Here is a 17,064-nt window from a genome sequence, read left to right on the forward strand (position 1 = left end):
TCCGGCCTCGGGTTACTCGGCCGAGCCCCGGACGATCAGGCGGGTCGGAATCCGGACCTCGCGGGCCGGGAGCCGCGGATCCGCCAGCCGGGTGTCGAGGAGTTCCATCGCGGCGCGGCCGATGCCCTCCGCGTCCTGGGCGATGACGGTCAGGCCCGGGGTGATCAGGTCCGCGAGTTCCAGGTCGTCGAAGCCGATCAGGGCCGGGCGGTGCGGCATGCCCGGGAGCTGGCGGAGCACCTCGGCGGTGATCCGGTTGTTGGCGGTGAGCAGGGCGGTGACGGGGCCGGCGGGCACCGGGGCGACTCCGGCCGGCGCCTCGGTTCCGGCTCCCGACATGGGGCCGGTCGGCTCACCTGACGCGAGACCCGCACCGGACAGCGCGGCAGACCCGTGGCCGGTTCCGTGCAGCGCGCCCGGCACGCCGGGTCCCGCGCCCGGCACCGCGCCGGCCGCTCCGGGTCCCGCGCCCAGCAGCTCCCCCAACGACCGCGCGATCCCCTCCGGCGTAGGCGCCGCGAGCCGGATCAGGGACTCGTCGGGGACGATCCCGTGCCGGGCGAGCGCCGCCCGGAACGCGTCGACCCGCTCGCGGGCGGTGTACACGACGGGGTCGTCGCCCAGGTACCCGATCACGCGGTGGCCGTGGCCGACCAGGTGGTCGACGGCCGCCCGGATCCCGCCGACGTTGTCGGACAGCACGGTGTCGGCGAGGATGCCGTGCGCCGGGCGGTCGATGGCGACGACGGGCAGGCCGGCCTCGACCTCGGGGTGCAGGTAGTCCTGGGAGTCGGCGATCGGGGCGAGGATCAGGGCGTCGGGGCGGCGGGCGCAGAAGGCCAGGGCGACCTCGCGTTCGCGCTTGGGGTCCTCGTGGGTCGACCCGATCATGACGACCTGGCCGTCGCGGTGCGCGGTCATCTCGACGGCGCGGCCGATGGCGGCGAAGAACGGGTCGGCGATGTCCCGGACGACCATGGCGAGGGTGCCGGCCCGGCCGCTGCGGAGCTGGCGGGCGCTCTCGTTGCGGCGGTATCCGAGCTCGACGATCGCCTGTTCGACGCGGGCCAGGGTGCCCGGACCGACCCCCGGTTCGCCGTTGACGACGCGGGAGACGGTCTTCAGGGCGACGCCGGCCTGCGCCGCCACGTCTTTCATGGTGGGGCGCCTGGGAGGAGTGACGGCTGTCATGAGTGCTAAGCGTAGTTGACAGCGCCAGAGACAACGTTGTCTGATCACAGAGTGCTGAAACGATCCTTACTCCGGCTGCCCGGCGACCGCGTGTGGCTCGGCGCGAACTACTGGTCCGCCGCCGGGGGCCCGTTCATGTGGCGCGCGTTCGACGAGGCCACCGTGCGCCGCGAACTCGCCGTTCTGGCTGATCACGGCCTCGACACGGTGCGCAACTTCTGCTTCTGGCCGGATCTGATGCCCCGGCCGGACTTCGTCGACCCCGACGGGCTCGCCCTCCAGGTCCGGTTCGCCGGGATCGCGGCCGAGTACGACATCGGGGTGGTGCCGACCTTCCTCGTGGGCCACATGTCCGGCCAGAATTATGACGTACCGTGGCGTAATGGTCGCGATCTGTACACCGATGGCTGGATGCTCGGCCAGCAGGCGTACTACATCAACACCGTCACCAAGGCGCTCAAGGACGAGCCCAACATCGTCGGCTGGCTGATCTCCAACGAGATGCCGCAGTACGCCGACGAGTTCCGGGTCGGGCCGCCCGACCACGCCGACGTGCTCGCCTGGGCCCGGATCTGCACCCAGGCCGTCCGCGCGGCCGGCGCGACCCAGCCGGTCAGCCTCGGCGACGGCGCCTGGGGCCTGGAGGTGTCCGGCCGCGACAACGGCTACCGGCTCCGGGAACTGCGCGAGACCATCGACTTCGCCGGCCCGCACGTGTACCCGATGGGCGACGACGTCACCCGCCTCCTGCTCCGACACGCGTGGGCCTGCGAGCTCTCCCAGACGGCTGGGCTGCCCGTGATCCTGGAGGAGTTCGGCGCGACGTCCACGTTCAGCGCGGACAAGCACGTCGCCGACGTGTACCGGGTCGTGCTCGCCACCTCCCTGCTCGCCGGCGCGTCCGGCTGGATCGCCTGGAACAACACCGACTTCGCGTTGCCGGATCAAAGGCCGTACACCTTCAGGGGGTACGAGGTGGGCTTCGGCCTCACCACCCCCGACGGTGTGCCCAAACCGGCCCTCGGCGAGCTGAAGCGGTTCCGGGAGCTGCTCGACGCGGTGGACTTCGCCGGGTGCTCCCGGGTGCCGTCGGAGGTCGGGCTGCTGATCAGCTCGTACCTCGACGAGGACCTGCCGATGACGGTGCAGGAGGACTCCGTACCCGTCGGGGAGTGTGGTTTCCAGTCCTGGATCTCCGCGCGGGCCGCCGACCTTTCGCCGGCCGTGGTCCGGGAGCGGGAGCTGGGGGACCAGTCGGCGAAGCTGTGGCTCGTGCCGTGCGCCAAGGCGTTGCAGCTGCCCACGTGGGGGGCGTTGCGGGCCCGCGCCGAGGCCGGGGCGACCGTGTACGCCAGCTACTTCGCCGGGGTGGACATCCACCAGCGCGGGCCGTGGTGGCGGCCGGACGAGGTGTTCGGCGTGGAGTCGGAGCTGTTCTACGGGCAGATCGACCCGGTGGTGACGGTCCCGGCCCCGGGTGCGGCGACCGGCTCGGGCGTGGACGTCGCGGGTTCAGCCGGCGCTTCCGGGACGGATCCGGTCCGGCCGCCCCTCGCCGGAGCCGCCGAGCCGGCCGAGGGCACGCCCGTGGTGCTGTGGACGTTCGAGCGGGACTTCGGGGACATCCCCGCCGGCAGCACGCTGGCGTTCCCGGTCGGCGGTTCCGAGCACACCAGGTCCCGGCTGCCGGTCAGCCCCGGCCTGGCCACCGTCGTCGCCCGGGACTCCGACGGGCACCCGGCGCTGCTGGTCACCGAGGTCGGCGCCGGCCGGATGGTGTTGTCGACGATCCCGGTGGAGGCGTTCGCGGCGTACCGGCCGAACGCGAACCCCGACCCGACCTGGCGTCTGTACCGCGCGCTGGCCGCCGTCGCCGGGGTCACCGTGGAGGTGTCGGTGGACGATCCGCGCGTCCTGGTGGACACGATCGAGCACTCGTCGGGCGCCCGGTACGCGTGGCTGGTGAATCCCGGCCGGGAGTCCGTTACGGCCCGGTTCCGGGGGACTGTGTCCAGCGTCACTCTCAGTGGGGAACCCATCGGGGGTGAAGTGACTCTTCCTTCATGTGGAGTCGGAGTGGTCAGGCTCTGAGTCCACGGAGGGGTCTTCACGGCGGCGGGGCCGTGGGGATTTTTCAGGGGGATATGTGGCCCGGTCCAGTGGTAGCGGTGTCTACCACGGGGCCGGGCCAGCACGTTTTCCGCGCCGCCCCGGCGTCCACCGTGACCCGTGATTCCTCAGCCGCGCAAGCCGTGACATTCCGGCCACCTAGCAGCGGCGAATCCCCACAAATTCGCTGACCAGCGAGCCTGCGCGGGCGCGTACCCATCGAAGTTTCTTAGGGGTGACAACCTCGCGTCGCGGTCTTGACATCGTTGTCATTCGAGGAATACGGTTCCGCCCACGACCAGTCCAGAGTGGGGAGAGACATGTTCCGGGTTCAGATCCGCCTCGTCGCGGCCCTCGCCGCCGTGGCACTCGCCGCGACCGGGTGCGGCCTCGGCGGCAGCGACGACAAGGGCGCCACGGACGGGGCGGTGACCGGCGAGGTCAAGGGCGAGGTCAGCTTCCTCACCCTGTCGCTCAAGCCGAAGTTCACCGACTACATCCAGGGAATGATCGACGACTTCCAGAAGAAGTACCCCGGGACGACGGTCAAGTGGATCGACCTGCCGCCGGACGGCTACCAGCAGAAGATCCTCGCCGACGCCGCCGCCGGCACCATGCCCGACGTCGTCAACATCGGCGCCGACAACGCGCTCCCCATGAGCAAGCAGGGCCTGCTACTCAACAACGAGACGGCGCTGCCCGGCGCGAAGAACGACTACACCCCCGGCTCCTGGAAGGCCTACGAGATCCCGGGCAAGGGCGGCAACTACGGCTTCCCCTGGTACCTGACCACCGGCGGGAACTTCATCAACCGGTCGCTCCTCCAGCAGGCCGGCGTCGACCCGAACCAGACCCCGAAGACCTTCGGCGAGTTCAAGGACTTCGGGATGAAGATCGCCAAGGCCAGCGACGGCAAGGTGTGGGCGCTGTCCGCCAAGCCCGGGCTCGTCGACCTCGCGCTGCACGGGGTGCAGGTGATGAACGCCGACGGCACGAAGTTCACCTTCAACACCCCCGAGGGCGTGCAGGCCCTCCAGGACTACGTGGACCTGTTCAAGGCCGGGGCCATGCCGCCGGACGCGCTCACCCGCGACGGCGCGAAGTCCAACACCGACTTCCTCGCCGGCAAGATCGCGCTGGTCCCCGGCTCGGCGAGCTTCCTGACCGAGATCAAGCAGAACGCGCCGACGCTGTACCCGAACGTGGCCATCGCGCCGCAGCTCACCAACACCGGGCACAGCAACATGTACATCCTCGGGCTGTCGGTGTCCGCGAAGTCCAAGAACAAGCGCACCGCCCTGGAGCTCGCGCACTTCGTGACCAACCCCGAGAACCAGACGAAGTTCGCGAAGATCGTCACCATCTTCCCGAGCAGCCCGAAGTCGTACGACGACCCGTTCTTCTCCACCCCGCGCGCCGACAAGAACGCGGACGAGGAGAAGTACCGGATCGAGATGGGCAAGCAGATCAAGGACGCGGTGGCCTACACGCCGGCGCAGTTCTCCGACCGGATGAGCAAGGTGTTCGAGCGCGAGGTCGGACTGGCGATGATGGGTACCAAGTCCGCCAAGGACGCCCTCGACACCGCCGTGGCCGACTGCAACCAGTTGCTGACCGCAGGCTCCTAGTGGCCGCACAGACCACCGTCGGACGTCGGGCCGCCCGGCCCGGCGTCCGCCGCAACCTCTGGTTCACCCCGTGGGTGTTCCTCGCGGTCCCGCTCTTCACCACGGTCATGTTCTCGCTGTTCCCGTTCCTGAACACGATCGTGCTGTCCTTCACCGACGCGACCCCGCTCGGTGGCGGCCGGTTCGTCGGCGCGGACAACTACCGCGAGATGGTCGGGGACGGCCAGTTCTGGATCGCGTTGCAGAACAGCACCCTGTTCATGGTCGTCGTCGTACCCCTCATGGTGGTCCTGCCGCTCTTCCTCGCGATGCTGGTGGTGAAGCAGATCCCGGGCATCGCGGCGTTCCGGGCGGCGTTCTACACCCCGGTCGTGGCCTCCGGCGTCGTCGTCGGACTGGTGTGGAGCTGGGCGCTGGGCACCCAGGGCCTGGTCAACGGGGTCCTGGAGGGCCTGGAGTGGATCAACGCGCCGATCGGGTTCCTCACCGACAGCCAGCTGCTGCTGTTCTCCACGATGGCCGTGACCGTGTGGAAGGGCCTCGGCTACTACATGGTCATCTACCTGGCCGCCCTCGCGAACTCCCCCACCGAACTGCACGAGGCCGCCGCCCTGGACGGCGCGGGCGCGCTCCGCCGGTTCCGGAGCATCACCATCCCCATGCTGCGCCCCACGATGGTGCTGATCGGCACCCTGTCGGCGATCTCGGCGTTCCGGGTCTTCACCGAGATCTACGTGATGTCCAACGGCTCCGGCGGCCCCGGGCAACAGTCCATCACGATCGTGTTCCTGATCCAGATGGTCGGCCGGGGCCTCGACGGCAGCGTCGGGTACGCGAGCGCGTTGTCGCTGGTCCTGTTCGTGATCACCCTCGGCTTCGCCATCGCGCTGATGCGCGTCAACCGGGCGGAGGACCGGGCGTGAACAAGACGTCGAAGGGCGAGCTGGCGCTCCGGTACACCCTGCTGGTCCTGGTTTTCCTGCTCTCGATCGGGCCCTTCCTCTGGCAGCTGTCCACCTCGCTCAAGGCGCCCACCGAGGACATCTACACCTACCCGCCGCACTTCCTGCCCTCCGACCCGACGCTGGAGAACTACGCGAAGGTCGGCGAGGTCATCCCCGTCTGGCGGTACGCGCTCAACTCGCTCATGGTCGGGATCGCCTCCGTGGTCAGCAACTGCCTGTTCGCGGGCATGGGCGGCTACGCGCTGGCCCGGTTCCGGTTCCGTGGCCGGCGGCTCGCGACCCTGCTGTTCCTGTCCACGCTGCTCATTCCCGGCGAGGCCGTGCTCATCTCGGTGTTCCTCACCGTGCGCGGCATGGGGCTCGCCGACACGCTCGCCGGGGTGTGGCTGCCCGGCTGCGCGGGCGCGATCAACGTGCTCCTGCTGCGCAACGCGTTCCTGGCGCTGCCCCGGGAGGTCGAGGAGGCCGGGGTGATGGACGGGGCCAACGCGTGGCAACGGTTCCGGCGGATCGCGCTGCCCAGCGTGAAGGGGACCCTCGCGGTGGTGGCGCTGCTCAGTTTCATGGCCGCGTGGGACGACTTCCTCTGGCCGCTGATCATCCTTTCGGACCCGGACAAGTACACACTGACGGTCGGGTTGCAGTACCTGTCGGGGACGTTCTCCAACGACCAAAGGCTCGTGGCCGCCGGGACGATGATCTCCGTCCTGCCGTTGCTGGCCCTGTTCTTCTCGCTCCAGAAGTACTTCTTCCGTGGCCTTGGGGAGGGCGCTCTCAAGGGATAGGAGTTCGCTGCATGAAACTGTCGAGACTGATGGTGGCTGTGGTCACCGTCGCCGGGGCGGCCCTGGTCGGGGCCGCACCGCCCGCTCTTGTCGGGGCCGCACCGCCGGCGACGGCTGGGCCCGGGGCCGTGGCTCCGGCCGTGGCTGCCGCCGTCCAGCCCTACGCTTCCTACTGGCACCCCAGCACCATCCTGAACTGGGACCCCGCCACCGACCCGGACGCGAAGTTCAACCGCTCGAAGGTCCCGCTCAAGCCGAGGACGCAGAACGCCGCGCTCAAGGCCAACGCCAACGCCCGCGCCGGGGAGGGCCGGATCGCCTCCCTCGCGGCGTTCGCGCCCACGTCCGGCAACCCGTCGGCCGGGGCCCTGGACGAGAACTACTACGCCTTCGGGTACTGGCAGTACATCGACACCCTGGTCTTCTGGGGCGGCTCGGCCGGCGAGGGCCTGATCCTCGCCCCGAACCCGACCGTCATCGACGCCGCGCACCGCAACGGCGTCAAGGTGTACGGCACCGTGTTCTTCCCCCCGACCGCGTACGGCGGCCAGCTCCAGTGGGTCCGCGACTTCGTGGTCAAGTCCGGCTCGACGTATCCCGTGGCCGACAAGCTCAACCAGGTCGCCCAGTACTACGGCTTCGACGGCTGGTTCATCAACCAGGAGACCGGCGGGGGCGACGCCGCGCTGGCCACGTCGATCCGGTCCTTCATGAAGTACGGCCGGACCTTCCCGACCCAGTTCATGTGGTACGACTCGATGGTCGAATCGGGCTCCATCTCCTGGCAGGACGCGCTGAACTCGTCCAACGACTCCTTCCTCCAGGAGGGCTCGACCCGGGTCTCCGACTCGATGTTCCTCAACTTCAACTGGGGCTCGACCCTGCCGACCTCCGGCTCCTACGCCGGCACCCTCGGTCGCAGCAGGTACGACCTCTACGCCGGCATCGACACCGAGGCCAACGGCTACAACAGCTCGGTCGGCTGGGGCAACCTGTTCCCGGCCGGGGCCGCGCACACCACCTCCCTGGGCATCTACCGTCCGGAGTGGACCTGGAAGTCCTCGACCGGCCGGGCCGACTTCATGACCCGCGACGCCCGGTACTGGATCGGGGCCAACAACGACCCGTCCAACACCACCACCAGCTCGGCGTGGAAGGGCCTCGCCAACTATGTCGCCGAGTCCACCCCTGTCACCTCGCTGCCGTTCACGACCAGCTTCAACACCGGACAGGGCACCAGCTACGCCGTCGACGGGACCCGGCTCGCCACCGGCGGCTGGAACAACCTCGCGCTCCAGGACGTGCTGCCGACCTACCGGTGGCTCGTGTCCTCCACCGGGGCGAAGCTGACGCCGGCGCTGGACTTCGCGGACGCGTACAACGGAGGCTCCTCGCTCCTGATCTCCGGCACCCTGAACGCCACCAACACCATCCGGCTCTACCAGGCACAACTCCCCGTGTCGGCGTCCACCAAACTGGCGCTCACCGTGAAGACCCCCGCGGCCGGGGCGACGAACCTGTCCGCCGCCGTGGCGTTCACCGACGCGCCGACCTCCTTCGTCACCCTGCCGCTCGGCTCGACGTCGGGCACCGGCTGGGAGACCCGGGAACTGGACCTGTCCGGCTACGCCGGCAGGACCATCGCGCAGCTCGGCCTCTCGGTCGGCGGCTCCGTCACCAACTACTCGATCCGGGTCGGCCAACTTTCGGTGTACGACTCCGCCGCCACCCCCTCCGCCCCGGTCTCGCTGTCGGTGACCGGGACGACCGACGTGTCCTCGACCACCAAGGCCCTGCGCCTGTCCTGGTCGGGCACGGCCCCCCGCTACAACGTCTACCGCCGCAACCCGGACAGCACCCGCACCTACCTGGGCGGCACGGGCAACGACGTGTACTACGTGCCCCGCCTGGACCGGGTCGGCACCGAGACCGCCACGACCATCGAGGTGGAGGCGGTGTCGGCGACCCTCGGCCGGTCCGTCGCCGCGACCACCACCGTGTCGTGGACCGGGACCCCCACCTCGTCGAACCTGGCACTGAACCGGCCCGCCACCGCCTCCAGCTCCTGCAACGCCAACGAGGGGCCCGCGAAGGCCGTCAACGGAACCGTGAACGGGGGCAACACCGACAAGTGGTGTGCGCTCGCCTCGGGGACGAAGTGGTTGGAGGTGGATCTGGGGTCCTCGCGGGCTTTGACCCAGTTCGTGGTGAAGCACGCGGGGGCCGGTGGGGAGTCGACGTCGTGGAACACGAAGGCGTTCACGATCCAGACCCGGGCCTCCGCGAGTGATCCGTGGTCCACGGCGGTGACGGTGTCGGCCAACACGGCCAGTACCTCGACGCATCCGGTGACGGTGAGCGCGCGGTACGTCCGGCTCAATGTGACCACGCCTACCCAGAACACCGATCCGGCGGCCCGGATCTACGAGTTCGAGGCCTGGGGCACGTAGTTGGCACCTGGGAGGGTTGCCCCGTTGCGGCAACCCTCCTGCGCGCCGCCCGGCGGAGATATACTGGCGGCGCTACTGAGGTATCAAGGAGGCCGGGATGGCGAGAACGATCATCGACCTGGACGACGAACTGCTCCGCAAGGCCATGGCCGAGCTCGGCACCAAGACCAAGGTCGACACGGTGAACGAGGCGCTGCGGATCATCGCCGGCCGTGACAAGACCCGGCGGGTCTTCGAGGCCATCGCCGCCGGCGACATCACCTACACCGAAGCCTCCGACCAGCACCCCGAAGACTGGGAGACACCGGTCAGCGACACGGACTCGGCGGCGTGAACCCACCTCGGCTGTACCTGCTCGACACCTCCGCCTGGGCTCAGGCGACGTACTCCCGCCGTGCCGCCGCCGAGATCGAGGGCCTCGCCCTACGTGGCCTGCTCGGCATCACGGAACTGACCCACCTGGAGATCCTCTACTCCGCCCGCGACAGCAAAGCCTACCGCGAGCTTGAGGAGTGGGTGACCGAGCAGCTCATCCCGGTCCGGGCCACCGAACAGGCCCTGGCCCTCGCCCTCCAACGCCAGCTCGAACTCGCCGAACAGGGCATGCACCGGGTCGCCGGACCGATCGACCTCGTCGTGGCGGCGGTGGCGGAACTCGAAGCGCACACCCTGCTGCACTACGACAACGACTTCGCGCGCATCGCTGACATCACCGGCCAGCCCCACCGCTGGATCCTGCCCCGTGGCACGGGGCACGGGGTGGACGCGCGCTGAGGTTCCGACCGGAGTCAATCGCCCCAGTTGTCGAGACGCTTCGCCGCCGCCTCGCTGGGGCCCCTTGAACCGACCCGCTAGCCGAGGCCCTTTGCGTCCGCCGGGGTCAGGAACTCCACCCGGGGCTCGCCGACCAGCAGGGGGTTCTTCCGCGCGTGGAACTCCCGGACGTGTGGGGCGTCCTCGTGGGCCTGGAACGCCTCTCGGTCTCGGTATGCCTCGTAGAAGACGCGGGCCAGGGGTTCGCCCTCGACGCGGTGGGTGGCGTAGACCAGCGTTCCCGGCTCCTTCGCCGTGATCTCGGCGACCGCCCCGGTGGTCAGCTCGTCGAACTCCGCCGCTGCCGCCTCATCCCGACAGTCGAACCGGACCACCAACGCGAACATATGGGTACCTCCTCGGGCGCGTCCGACCAGTGTGCCGCCTGGACGAGTGGGGTCGCGCCCGATGCCGGCTGAACGAACGCGTGGTGCCGCCGAACGAATCGGTCGCGCGTGGTGCCCGCCGGGCTTCAGGCTGGATGGGAGGCGGGCTCGCGTGGCGTACCCGGAAAGTGTTCTTGGGCTGGTCAGCCGCCCGCGAACGGGGGCAGGACGTCGATGGTCGCGTCGGCCGGGAGCGGGGCGGCGCGGTCGCGGCAGGACACCTCGTTGACCAGGTACGACGCCGAGGTCAGCACCTTCGTCAACGGCTCACCGTGCCGGCGGCCCAGCAGCTCCAGCAGCTCGCCCAGGCTGTCGGCCACGGCGGGTTCGGCCGTCGTCCCCGAGGCGGCACGCGCCCCGGCGAAGTAGCGCACGGTCACACTCGGCACCCTTATCCTCCGATCGCCGACATCGGCCGGTCCGGTTGCAGGAACGTCGGATCGTCGATCCCGTGCCCCGGCAGCTTTCCCCACATCGCCTTGCGCCACAGCTCCGCGATGTCCTCGTCGGCCGCCCCGGCCCGCAGCGGCCCGCGCAGGTCCGTCTCGCCCCGGGCGAACAGGCAGTTGCGGACCTGGCCGTCGGCGGTGAGCCGGGTCCGGTCGCAGTCGCCGCAGAAGGGGCGGGTGACGCTCGCGATGACGCCGACCTTCGCGGGGCCGCCGTCGACCAGCCAGGTCTCGGCCGGGTTGGAGCCCCGGACGGTGGCCAGGTCGGGGGTGAGCGTGAACCGGGTCGCGAGGGACGCCAGGATCTCGTCGCCGGTGATCATGTTCTCGCGGTGCCAGCCGTGCTGGGCGTCGAGGGGCATCTGTTCGATGAAGCGCAGCTCGTAGCCGTGCTCCAGGGCAAACGCCAGCAGGTCGGGGGCCTCGTGGGCGTTCTGGTCGCGGAGCAGCACCGTATTGATCTTCACGGGGCGCAGGCCGGCGGCGGCAGCGGCGGCGATCCCGTCGAGGGTGTCGGCGAGCCGGTCGCGGAAGGCGAGCTTCTTGAAGGTCTCGCGGTCGAGGGTGTCGAGGGAGACGTTCACCCGGTTCAGGCCGGCCTCGACGAGCGGGGCCGCCAGGCGGGTCAGGCCGATCGCGTTCGTGGTCAGGGAGGTGTGCACCGGGGTGTTGCGGACGATCTCGACCAGGCCGGGGCGGAGCAGGGGCTCGCCGCCGGTGTAGCGCACCTCGGTGATTCCCAGCAGGGAGGACGCGATGCCCACCAGCCGGATGATCTCGGCGTCGGTCAGGATGTCGGCGGACGGCAGCCACGGCAGGCCCTCGGGGGGCATGCAGTAGGTGCACCGGAGGCTGCAGCGGTCCGTGAGAGAGACGCGCAGGTCCGTGGCGACCCGACCGTACTGGTCCTGGAGCATGCCCTAAAGCTAGCTCACCAGCCGCGCCGCCTGCTCATGCGCGGGCCGGGCCAGCTTGGCCTCCAGGTCGTGCAGCAGCTCGGCGGCGGCCGTGCCGGGCCAGTCGGCGGGGAGGAGTTCGACCGGAAGTCCGGGATCGAGGTACGGCAGGCGGCGCCAGGCGGTGAGCGCGCGGACCCAGTCGGCCAGGGGATTGTCGCCGCCGACCGTGCCGTAGACGCCGAGGAAGTCCTCGTAGAGGGCCCGGAGTTCCGGGAGGTCCCACCAGGTCTGGATGTCCGGTTCCATCGGGGTACTGCCCACGAAAAGCGTTACATACTGTGACAGATCCATCCGGTCGAGCATCTCGCGCACGGTCGCGTACCGGTGGGCCGGCGCGACCCACACCCCCGGCGCGGCGGTGCCGAACCCGAGCCGGGTGAGCTGGGAGCGCAGGGTGTGCCGGCGCTGCCGCTCGGTCTCGGGCACGGAGAAGATGACCAGCACCCAGCCGTCGTCGAGTTTCGCCGGGCGCGGGTGGAAGATCCGCTCGTCGCCCTCGCGGAGGAGCTGGCCGGCCTCGGGGGTCAGCGCGTACCCGGCGGCGCCGGCGACCTTGCGGGGCTCCAGCAGGCCGCGCCGCTTGAGCCGGGAGATCGCCGAGCGGACGGCGGGTTCGTCCACCCCGAGTTCGGCGAGGATCCGGATCAGGGCGGCAATCGAGAGCCAACCGCCGGTTTCCCGGGCGTAGAGGCCATAGACGGTCACGATCAAGGCGCGGGGGCTCACGGACCCACGATATATGTCGTGTGGCCTTGACTCCCGTCACAAGAACGGAATACTTCGAGATATGGATCTGTCGCCGACCGCCCACGTCGACACGTTCGCCCGCGACCACCTACCGCCGGTGGAACAGTGGCCCGAACTTCTGCTCCTCGACTACCCCGACCGGCTCAACTGCGCCGTCGAGCTGCTCGACATGGCACCCGACCTCGGTCGACCGTGCCTGATCACCCCGTCGGAGACCTGGACCTACGCGGAACTGCTCGCCCGCGCCAACCAGGTCGCCCACGTGCTGGTCGACGACCTCGGCCTGGTGCCCGGCAACCGGGTGCTGCTCCGCGCGCCGAACAACGCCTGGCTGGTGGCCTGCTGGTTCGCCGTGCTCAAGGCCGGCGGCATCGCGGTCACCACCATGGCGCTGCTCCGCGACCACGAGCTGGAGGTGATCGAGGAGATCGCGGCGGTGAACCTGTCCCTCGTGGACGACCGGTTCCCGTGCGGGCTGGACAACGTCGTGCTGTTCGGCGACCTGATCGCGGCGGCCACCAAGAAGCCCGAACAGTTCGCGAACGTGGCGACGGCCGCCGACGACGTGGCCCTGCTCGCGTTCACCTCGGGCACCACCGGCCGGCCCAAGGCCACCATGCACTTCCACCGCGACGTGCTCGCCATCGCGGACACCTTCTCGACACAGGTACTGCGGCCCGACGCCGACGACGTGTTCGCCGGCTCGCCCCCGCTCGGCTTCACCTTCGGGCTCGGCTCACTCGTGATCTTCCCGATGCGGGCCGGGGCCTCGACGGTGCTGCTGGAGAAGGGCACGCCCGACGTGCTGCTGCCGGCCGTCGTCGAGCACAGGGTGACGATCCTGTGCACGGCGCCGACGGCGTACCGGGCGATGCTGGCCGCACTGCCCGAGCTCCCGTACCTGAAGAAGTGTGTTTCCGCTGGTGAACCGCTGCCCAAGGCGACCTGGGAAGCCTGGCACGACGCGACCGGGATCAAGATGATCGACGGCATCGGGGCCACCGAACTGCTGCACATCTTCATCTCGGCGACCGGCGACGACATCCGGCCGGGCTCGACCGGGAAGCCGGTGCCGGGTTTCGTGGCGACGGTGCTGGACGAGGACGGCAACGAGGTCGGGCCCGACGTGGTCGGCCGGCTCGCGGTGAAGGGCCCGACCGGGTGCCGTTACCTGGCCGACGACCGGCAGGCCGTCTACGTGCAGAACGGCTGGAACCTCACCGGCGACACCTACCTGCGCGACGAACACGGCTATTTCTGGTACCAGGCGCGCAGCGACGACATGATCATCTCGGCGGGCATCAACATCGCCCCGCCCGAGGTGGAGTGGGCGCTGCTCAGCCACCCGGACGTGCTCGAATGCGCGGTGGTCGGGCTGCCCGACGACGAGCGCACGATGGTCGTCGCGGCCTACGTGGTGCTGGCGCCCGGGGTGACCGGGGACGCGGCGAAGGCCGATGAGCTGCGGGAACACTGCCGGCGGGAGATCGCGCCGTACAAGATGCCGCGGGTGGTCGAGTTCCTCGCCGCGCTGCCGCGGACGTCCACGGGCAAGGTGCAGAGGTACCGGCTGCGGGACGCCTGAGCTTCCGGTTCCCCGGCGGGCCCCGCCGGGGAACCGGAGAGGCCTGCCGGGAGCCGCTCAGCTCGGGACCGGGGCTCGGCTTCGGGCCCGGGGCTCGGCTTCGGGCCCGGGGCTCGGCTTCGGGCCCGGGGCTCGGCTTCGGGCCCGGGCCTGGCTGGGAGGCCGGTGCGACCCGGGGCCGGAGGTTCAGAGCTTCCTGACCACCGTCACCTGCGCCATCGCCTTCCGGTACCCCAACCAGTCGTTGACCGCGAGCATCGGCCCGTTGGTGCTGTCGTTCCCGGTGTACGCCCGGCTGATCCCGGCCGCCGCCGCCCGCCGCAACGCCTCCACCTTCACGATCTTCGCCAGCCCCAGCCCCCGGTGCGACCGCAGCGTGCCGGTCATGTTCGTCCAGGACCGGCCGGTCTCCGGGTCCGCGATCGTCAGCGTGTACGCCACCGCCCGCTCCCCGTCGAGCGCGACCACGCTGCCCGCCCGGAACAGGTCCGGGTTGCCCCACACGACGCGCAGCCAGTCCTCGTACGGGATCGGGGCGATCTGCACGTTGGTCGGGATGTCCGGGCCGGTGGCGGCCTCCAGGTCGTACACCGCGCGGGGGTCGACGTCGTCGAACGACACCAGCCGGATGTGCCCGGGGCACGCCGCCACCCGGGTCACCTCGCGCGGGTCGACGATCGAGATCTGGGCCGAGTGGCCAGGGCCGGACCCGAAACCGTGCCGGATGGTCCACGCGAGGACCTCGGGCTCGTCGAACACCCGGCCGCGCGCCGTCACCGCGCCGATGTCGGCCAGGTGCGCCAGACCCCGGGTGAGCAGGTCGGTGCCGATGCCGCGCCGCCGGTACTCCGGCCGCACGACGACCCCGATGTCGGCCGCGCCGGGCTCTGAGGTGAACATGCTCAGGCCCGCGCGGGTCCACCCGACGATCCGGCCATCGACCTCCGCCACCTGCCAGCGCAGCTTCACCCACTCGGGCGTGGCGGCGAGGGCGGCCCGGGTGCCCTCGACGCTCGACACGATGAACGGGATCACCTCGGCCCGCAGGAGGTTGATCTCGGCGATGTCACCGTCGGCGACGTCGCGGACCAGGTGGGCACCGGTGGGTACGTCACGGCCCCCGGCGGCCTCGTCGCGGCTCACGTCAGGTCCTTCAGGTACGACCACTGCCGGTCGGTCACCCGGTAGCCGAGCCAGTCGTTCACCGCGAGCATCGGCAGGTTCGTGTAGTCGTTGCTCGTGTACGCGGCGGTCACCCCGACCTCGGCGGCCCTGCGCAGCGACACGGACTTGAGCAGCTTCGCCAGGCCCCGGCCACGGTAGGCGGGCAGGGTGCACGTGCCGCCGGACATCGCCCAGCCGGTCTCGGAGTTGACGTCGAGGAGTACCGAGGAGACAGCCACGCCGTCCACGATAGCCACGACACTCGAGTACCTGTCGAGGTCGGGGGCGTCCCAGAACTTGACCACGAACTCCTCGAACGGGATGCCGTCGTAGGGCACGTCCCCGGGTTCGTCGGCGAACGCGATCGTGTCGAGTTCGTGCACGGCCTCCGGGGTCACCTCGGCCAGGCTGACCACCGTGACGCCGTCCGGCGTGGGCGGCTGCGGGGGCAGCACCCGGGGGTCGATCACCGAGTACCGTTCGCTGGCCCCCTGCCGGAAGCCGTGCCGCTCCGCCCAGGCCAGGGTCTTCGGGTCGTCGTTCGTCCCACACTGGAGCTGGGTGGCGCCGACCGAGCGCAGGTGCTCCTCGGCGGCGGTCAGCAGCGCCGTGCCGATCCCGCGCTCCCGGAACCCGGGGTGCACGAGCAGCGTCAGGGCGGAGGCGCCGACCTGGCTGGTCGTGACGTTGAGCCCGCCGGTGGCGAAGCCGACGACCTGCCCTTCCACCTCCGCGCACAGCCGGATGCCCCGCGCCCTCGCCGGGGCGCTCAGGTACCAGCTGCGCTGGGCGGCGATGCTCGCGCCCAGCCACGGCGTGACCACGGCGCGGATCCGGGCGAAGTGTTCGACATCGTCGACCGTCGCCGGCCGGATGGTGAATTCCGTCATCACAGTGTCCTCATACAGGACCACTGGGTCGCGGTGACCCGGTAGCCGAGCCAGTTGTTGACCGCCAGCATGGGCGTGTTCTGTTCGTCGTTCGCGGTGTACGCCGCCGTGATCCCGGCCGCCGCCACCCGGCGCAGCGACTCGGACTTGACCAGCTTCGCCAGGCCCCGCCCCCGGTACTCCCGCAGGACGCCCGTGCCGCCCGACCAGCTGCGACCCGTGGACAGGTCGGCCTGCACGTTGGTGTGCGCCACGGGCTTCCCGTCCACGACGGCGAGCACGCTCAGCTCGTGCTGCCGGTCGGGGTCGTCCCAGTCGAGGGTCAGCCACTCGTCGTAGGGCACCATCTCGATCGCGATGTCGCCGGGCTCGTCGGTGACGGTGACCCGGTCCAGTTCGTACATCGCCTCGGGGCCGATCTCCGCCGCCGAGCGGAGGGTGACGCCGGGCGGGAGGTCCGGCATCGGCGGCAGGACCTTCGGGTCTGCCACGGAGTAGGACACCGGGCGGCTCGGCTCGAAGTCGAACCGGCGGGCCCAGTCGAGCAGGGCCGGTTCGCCGGGGACCCAGGCGCGCACCCGGCGGGCGCCGATCTCGCCCAGGTGCAGCTCCGCCTCGCCGAACAGCGCCGTGCCGACGCCCTGGCCCCGGTGGTCGGGGCGGACGAGGAGGTCCACGGCCGCCGCGCCCGGCTCCGCGGTGAAGATGTCCAGCTCGGCGGTGACCCTGCCGACCACGGCGCCGTCGGCGACGGCCACCAGGTCCCGTTTGCGGGCCCGGGCGGGCACGGTGGCGAGGTTCCGCCGGTACGCCTCGACGCTGCGCACCAGATACGGGTACTCCGCGAGGCGGAGCGCCGCGATCGCGGGCAGGTCCTCGACCGTCGTCGGCCGGATGATCACTTCGCCTGACATGCCTCCTGTCTAGCAGCAGGCGCCAGTCA

16 protein-coding genes are annotated in these 17,064 nt (G+C 70.5%); 8 read left to right on the plus strand and 8 right to left on the minus strand.

From position 1 onward, the window contains the following. Window positions 1-12 precede the first annotated feature (12 nt). The gene (locus AB0M43_RS29515) at window positions 13-1,158 is read right to left on the minus strand and encodes a LacI family DNA-binding transcriptional regulator (RefSeq protein ID WP_363729051.1); all 1,146 of its coding nucleotides are present in this window, start codon (window positions 1,156-1,158) and stop codon (window positions 13-15) included. Between the two features lie 84 nt (window positions 1,159-1,242). Between AB0M43_RS29515 and AB0M43_RS29520 the strand changes: the two genes are divergently transcribed. From AB0M43_RS29520 to AB0M43_RS29550, 7 genes are all read left to right on the plus strand, one after another. Continuing rightward, window positions 1,243-3,282 (plus strand): cellulase family glycosylhydrolase, encoded by a 2,040-nt coding sequence (locus tag AB0M43_RS29520; protein WP_363729052.1) that lies wholly within the window; start codon window positions 1,243-1,245, stop codon window positions 3,280-3,282. A 338-nt stretch (window positions 3,283-3,620) separates the two neighbouring features. Continuing rightward, window positions 3,621-4,928, plus strand: a complete 1,308-nt coding sequence (locus tag AB0M43_RS29525) for a sugar ABC transporter substrate-binding protein (RefSeq protein WP_363729053.1) — start codon at window positions 3,621-3,623, stop codon at window positions 4,926-4,928. Next, complete coding sequence (locus tag AB0M43_RS29530) at window positions 4,928-5,851, plus strand: sugar ABC transporter permease (protein ID WP_363729054.1); 924 nt, start codon at window positions 4,928-4,930, stop codon at window positions 5,849-5,851. Before AB0M43_RS29525 ends, AB0M43_RS29530 begins: the two co-directional genes overlap by 1 nt. Continuing rightward, a complete protein-coding gene (locus AB0M43_RS29535) occupies window positions 5,848-6,678 on the plus strand; it encodes a carbohydrate ABC transporter permease (RefSeq protein WP_363729055.1) in 831 nt (276 codons plus the stop codon). Before AB0M43_RS29530 ends, AB0M43_RS29535 begins: the two co-directional genes overlap by 4 nt. A 17-nt stretch (window positions 6,679-6,695) precedes the next feature. Beyond that, window positions 6,696-9,128: a discoidin domain-containing protein gene (locus AB0M43_RS29540; protein WP_363729307.1), complete on the plus strand. Its 2,433-nt coding sequence runs from the start codon at window positions 6,696-6,698 to the stop codon at window positions 9,126-9,128. A 97-nt stretch (window positions 9,129-9,225) separates the two neighbouring features. Further along, window positions 9,226-9,462: a type II toxin-antitoxin system VapB family antitoxin gene (locus AB0M43_RS29545; protein WP_363729056.1), complete on the plus strand. Its 237-nt coding sequence runs from the start codon at window positions 9,226-9,228 to the stop codon at window positions 9,460-9,462. Continuing rightward, window positions 9,459-9,902, plus strand: coding sequence for a PIN domain-containing protein (locus AB0M43_RS29550; RefSeq protein WP_363729057.1), 444 nt, complete (start codon window positions 9,459-9,461; stop codon window positions 9,900-9,902). The genes AB0M43_RS29545 and AB0M43_RS29550 overlap by 4 nt, the downstream gene beginning before the upstream one ends. Before the next feature lie 77 nt (window positions 9,903-9,979). On the opposite strand, the gene AB0M43_RS29555 is transcribed toward AB0M43_RS29550, so the two are convergent. The 4 genes from AB0M43_RS29555 to AB0M43_RS29570 form a co-directional block, all read right to left on the minus strand. Then, window positions 9,980-10,288 carry a putative quinol monooxygenase gene (locus AB0M43_RS29555; RefSeq protein ID WP_363729058.1) on the minus strand — a complete coding sequence of 103 codons (309 nt, stop codon included), beginning with the start codon at window positions 10,286-10,288 and terminating at the stop codon, window positions 9,980-9,982. A gap of 182 nt (window positions 10,289-10,470) precedes the next feature. Beyond that, window positions 10,471-10,716: a MoaD/ThiS family protein gene (locus AB0M43_RS29560; RefSeq protein ID WP_363729059.1), complete on the minus strand. Its 246-nt coding sequence runs from the start codon at window positions 10,714-10,716 to the stop codon at window positions 10,471-10,473. A 2-nt stretch (window positions 10,717-10,718) separates the two neighbouring features. Further along, window positions 10,719-11,693 carry a GTP 3',8-cyclase MoaA gene (gene moaA, locus AB0M43_RS29565; RefSeq protein WP_363729060.1) on the minus strand — a complete coding sequence of 325 codons (975 nt, stop codon included), beginning with the start codon at window positions 11,691-11,693 and terminating at the stop codon, window positions 10,719-10,721. Between the two features lie 9 nt (window positions 11,694-11,702). Further along, on the minus strand, window positions 11,703-12,461 hold the full coding sequence (locus tag AB0M43_RS29570) for a PaaX family transcriptional regulator C-terminal domain-containing protein (RefSeq protein ID WP_363729061.1): 759 nt from the start codon (window positions 12,459-12,461) through the stop codon (window positions 11,703-11,705). Window positions 12,462-12,522: 61 nt separating this feature from the next. Between AB0M43_RS29570 and AB0M43_RS29575 the strand changes: the two genes are divergently transcribed. Next, on the plus strand, window positions 12,523-14,067 hold the full coding sequence (locus tag AB0M43_RS29575; RefSeq protein WP_363729062.1) for an AMP-binding protein: 1,545 nt from the start codon (window positions 12,523-12,525) through the stop codon (window positions 14,065-14,067). A gap of 186 nt (window positions 14,068-14,253) precedes the next feature. On the opposite strand, the gene AB0M43_RS29580 is transcribed toward AB0M43_RS29575, so the two are convergent. The 3 genes from AB0M43_RS29580 to AB0M43_RS29590 are packed head-to-tail and all read right to left on the minus strand — an operon-like array spanning window position 14,254 to window position 17,035. Further along, window positions 14,254-15,210, minus strand: coding sequence for a GNAT family N-acetyltransferase (locus tag AB0M43_RS29580; protein ID WP_363729063.1), 957 nt, complete (start codon window positions 15,208-15,210; stop codon window positions 14,254-14,256). Beyond that, window positions 15,207-16,121 (minus strand): GNAT family N-acetyltransferase, encoded by a 915-nt coding sequence (locus tag AB0M43_RS29585; protein WP_363729064.1) that lies wholly within the window; start codon window positions 16,119-16,121, stop codon window positions 15,207-15,209. The genes AB0M43_RS29580 and AB0M43_RS29585 overlap by 4 nt, the downstream gene beginning before the upstream one ends. Further along, window positions 16,121-17,035: a GNAT family N-acetyltransferase gene (locus AB0M43_RS29590; RefSeq protein WP_363729065.1), complete on the minus strand. Its 915-nt coding sequence runs from the start codon at window positions 17,033-17,035 to the stop codon at window positions 16,121-16,123. Before AB0M43_RS29590 ends, AB0M43_RS29585 begins: the two co-directional genes overlap by 1 nt. Window positions 17,036-17,064: the final 29 nt, after the last annotated feature.

The organism is Longispora sp. NPDC051575 (genome assembly GCF_040681875.1).
Classification (GTDB): domain Bacteria; phylum Actinomycetota; class Actinomycetes; order Mycobacteriales; family Micromonosporaceae; genus Longispora.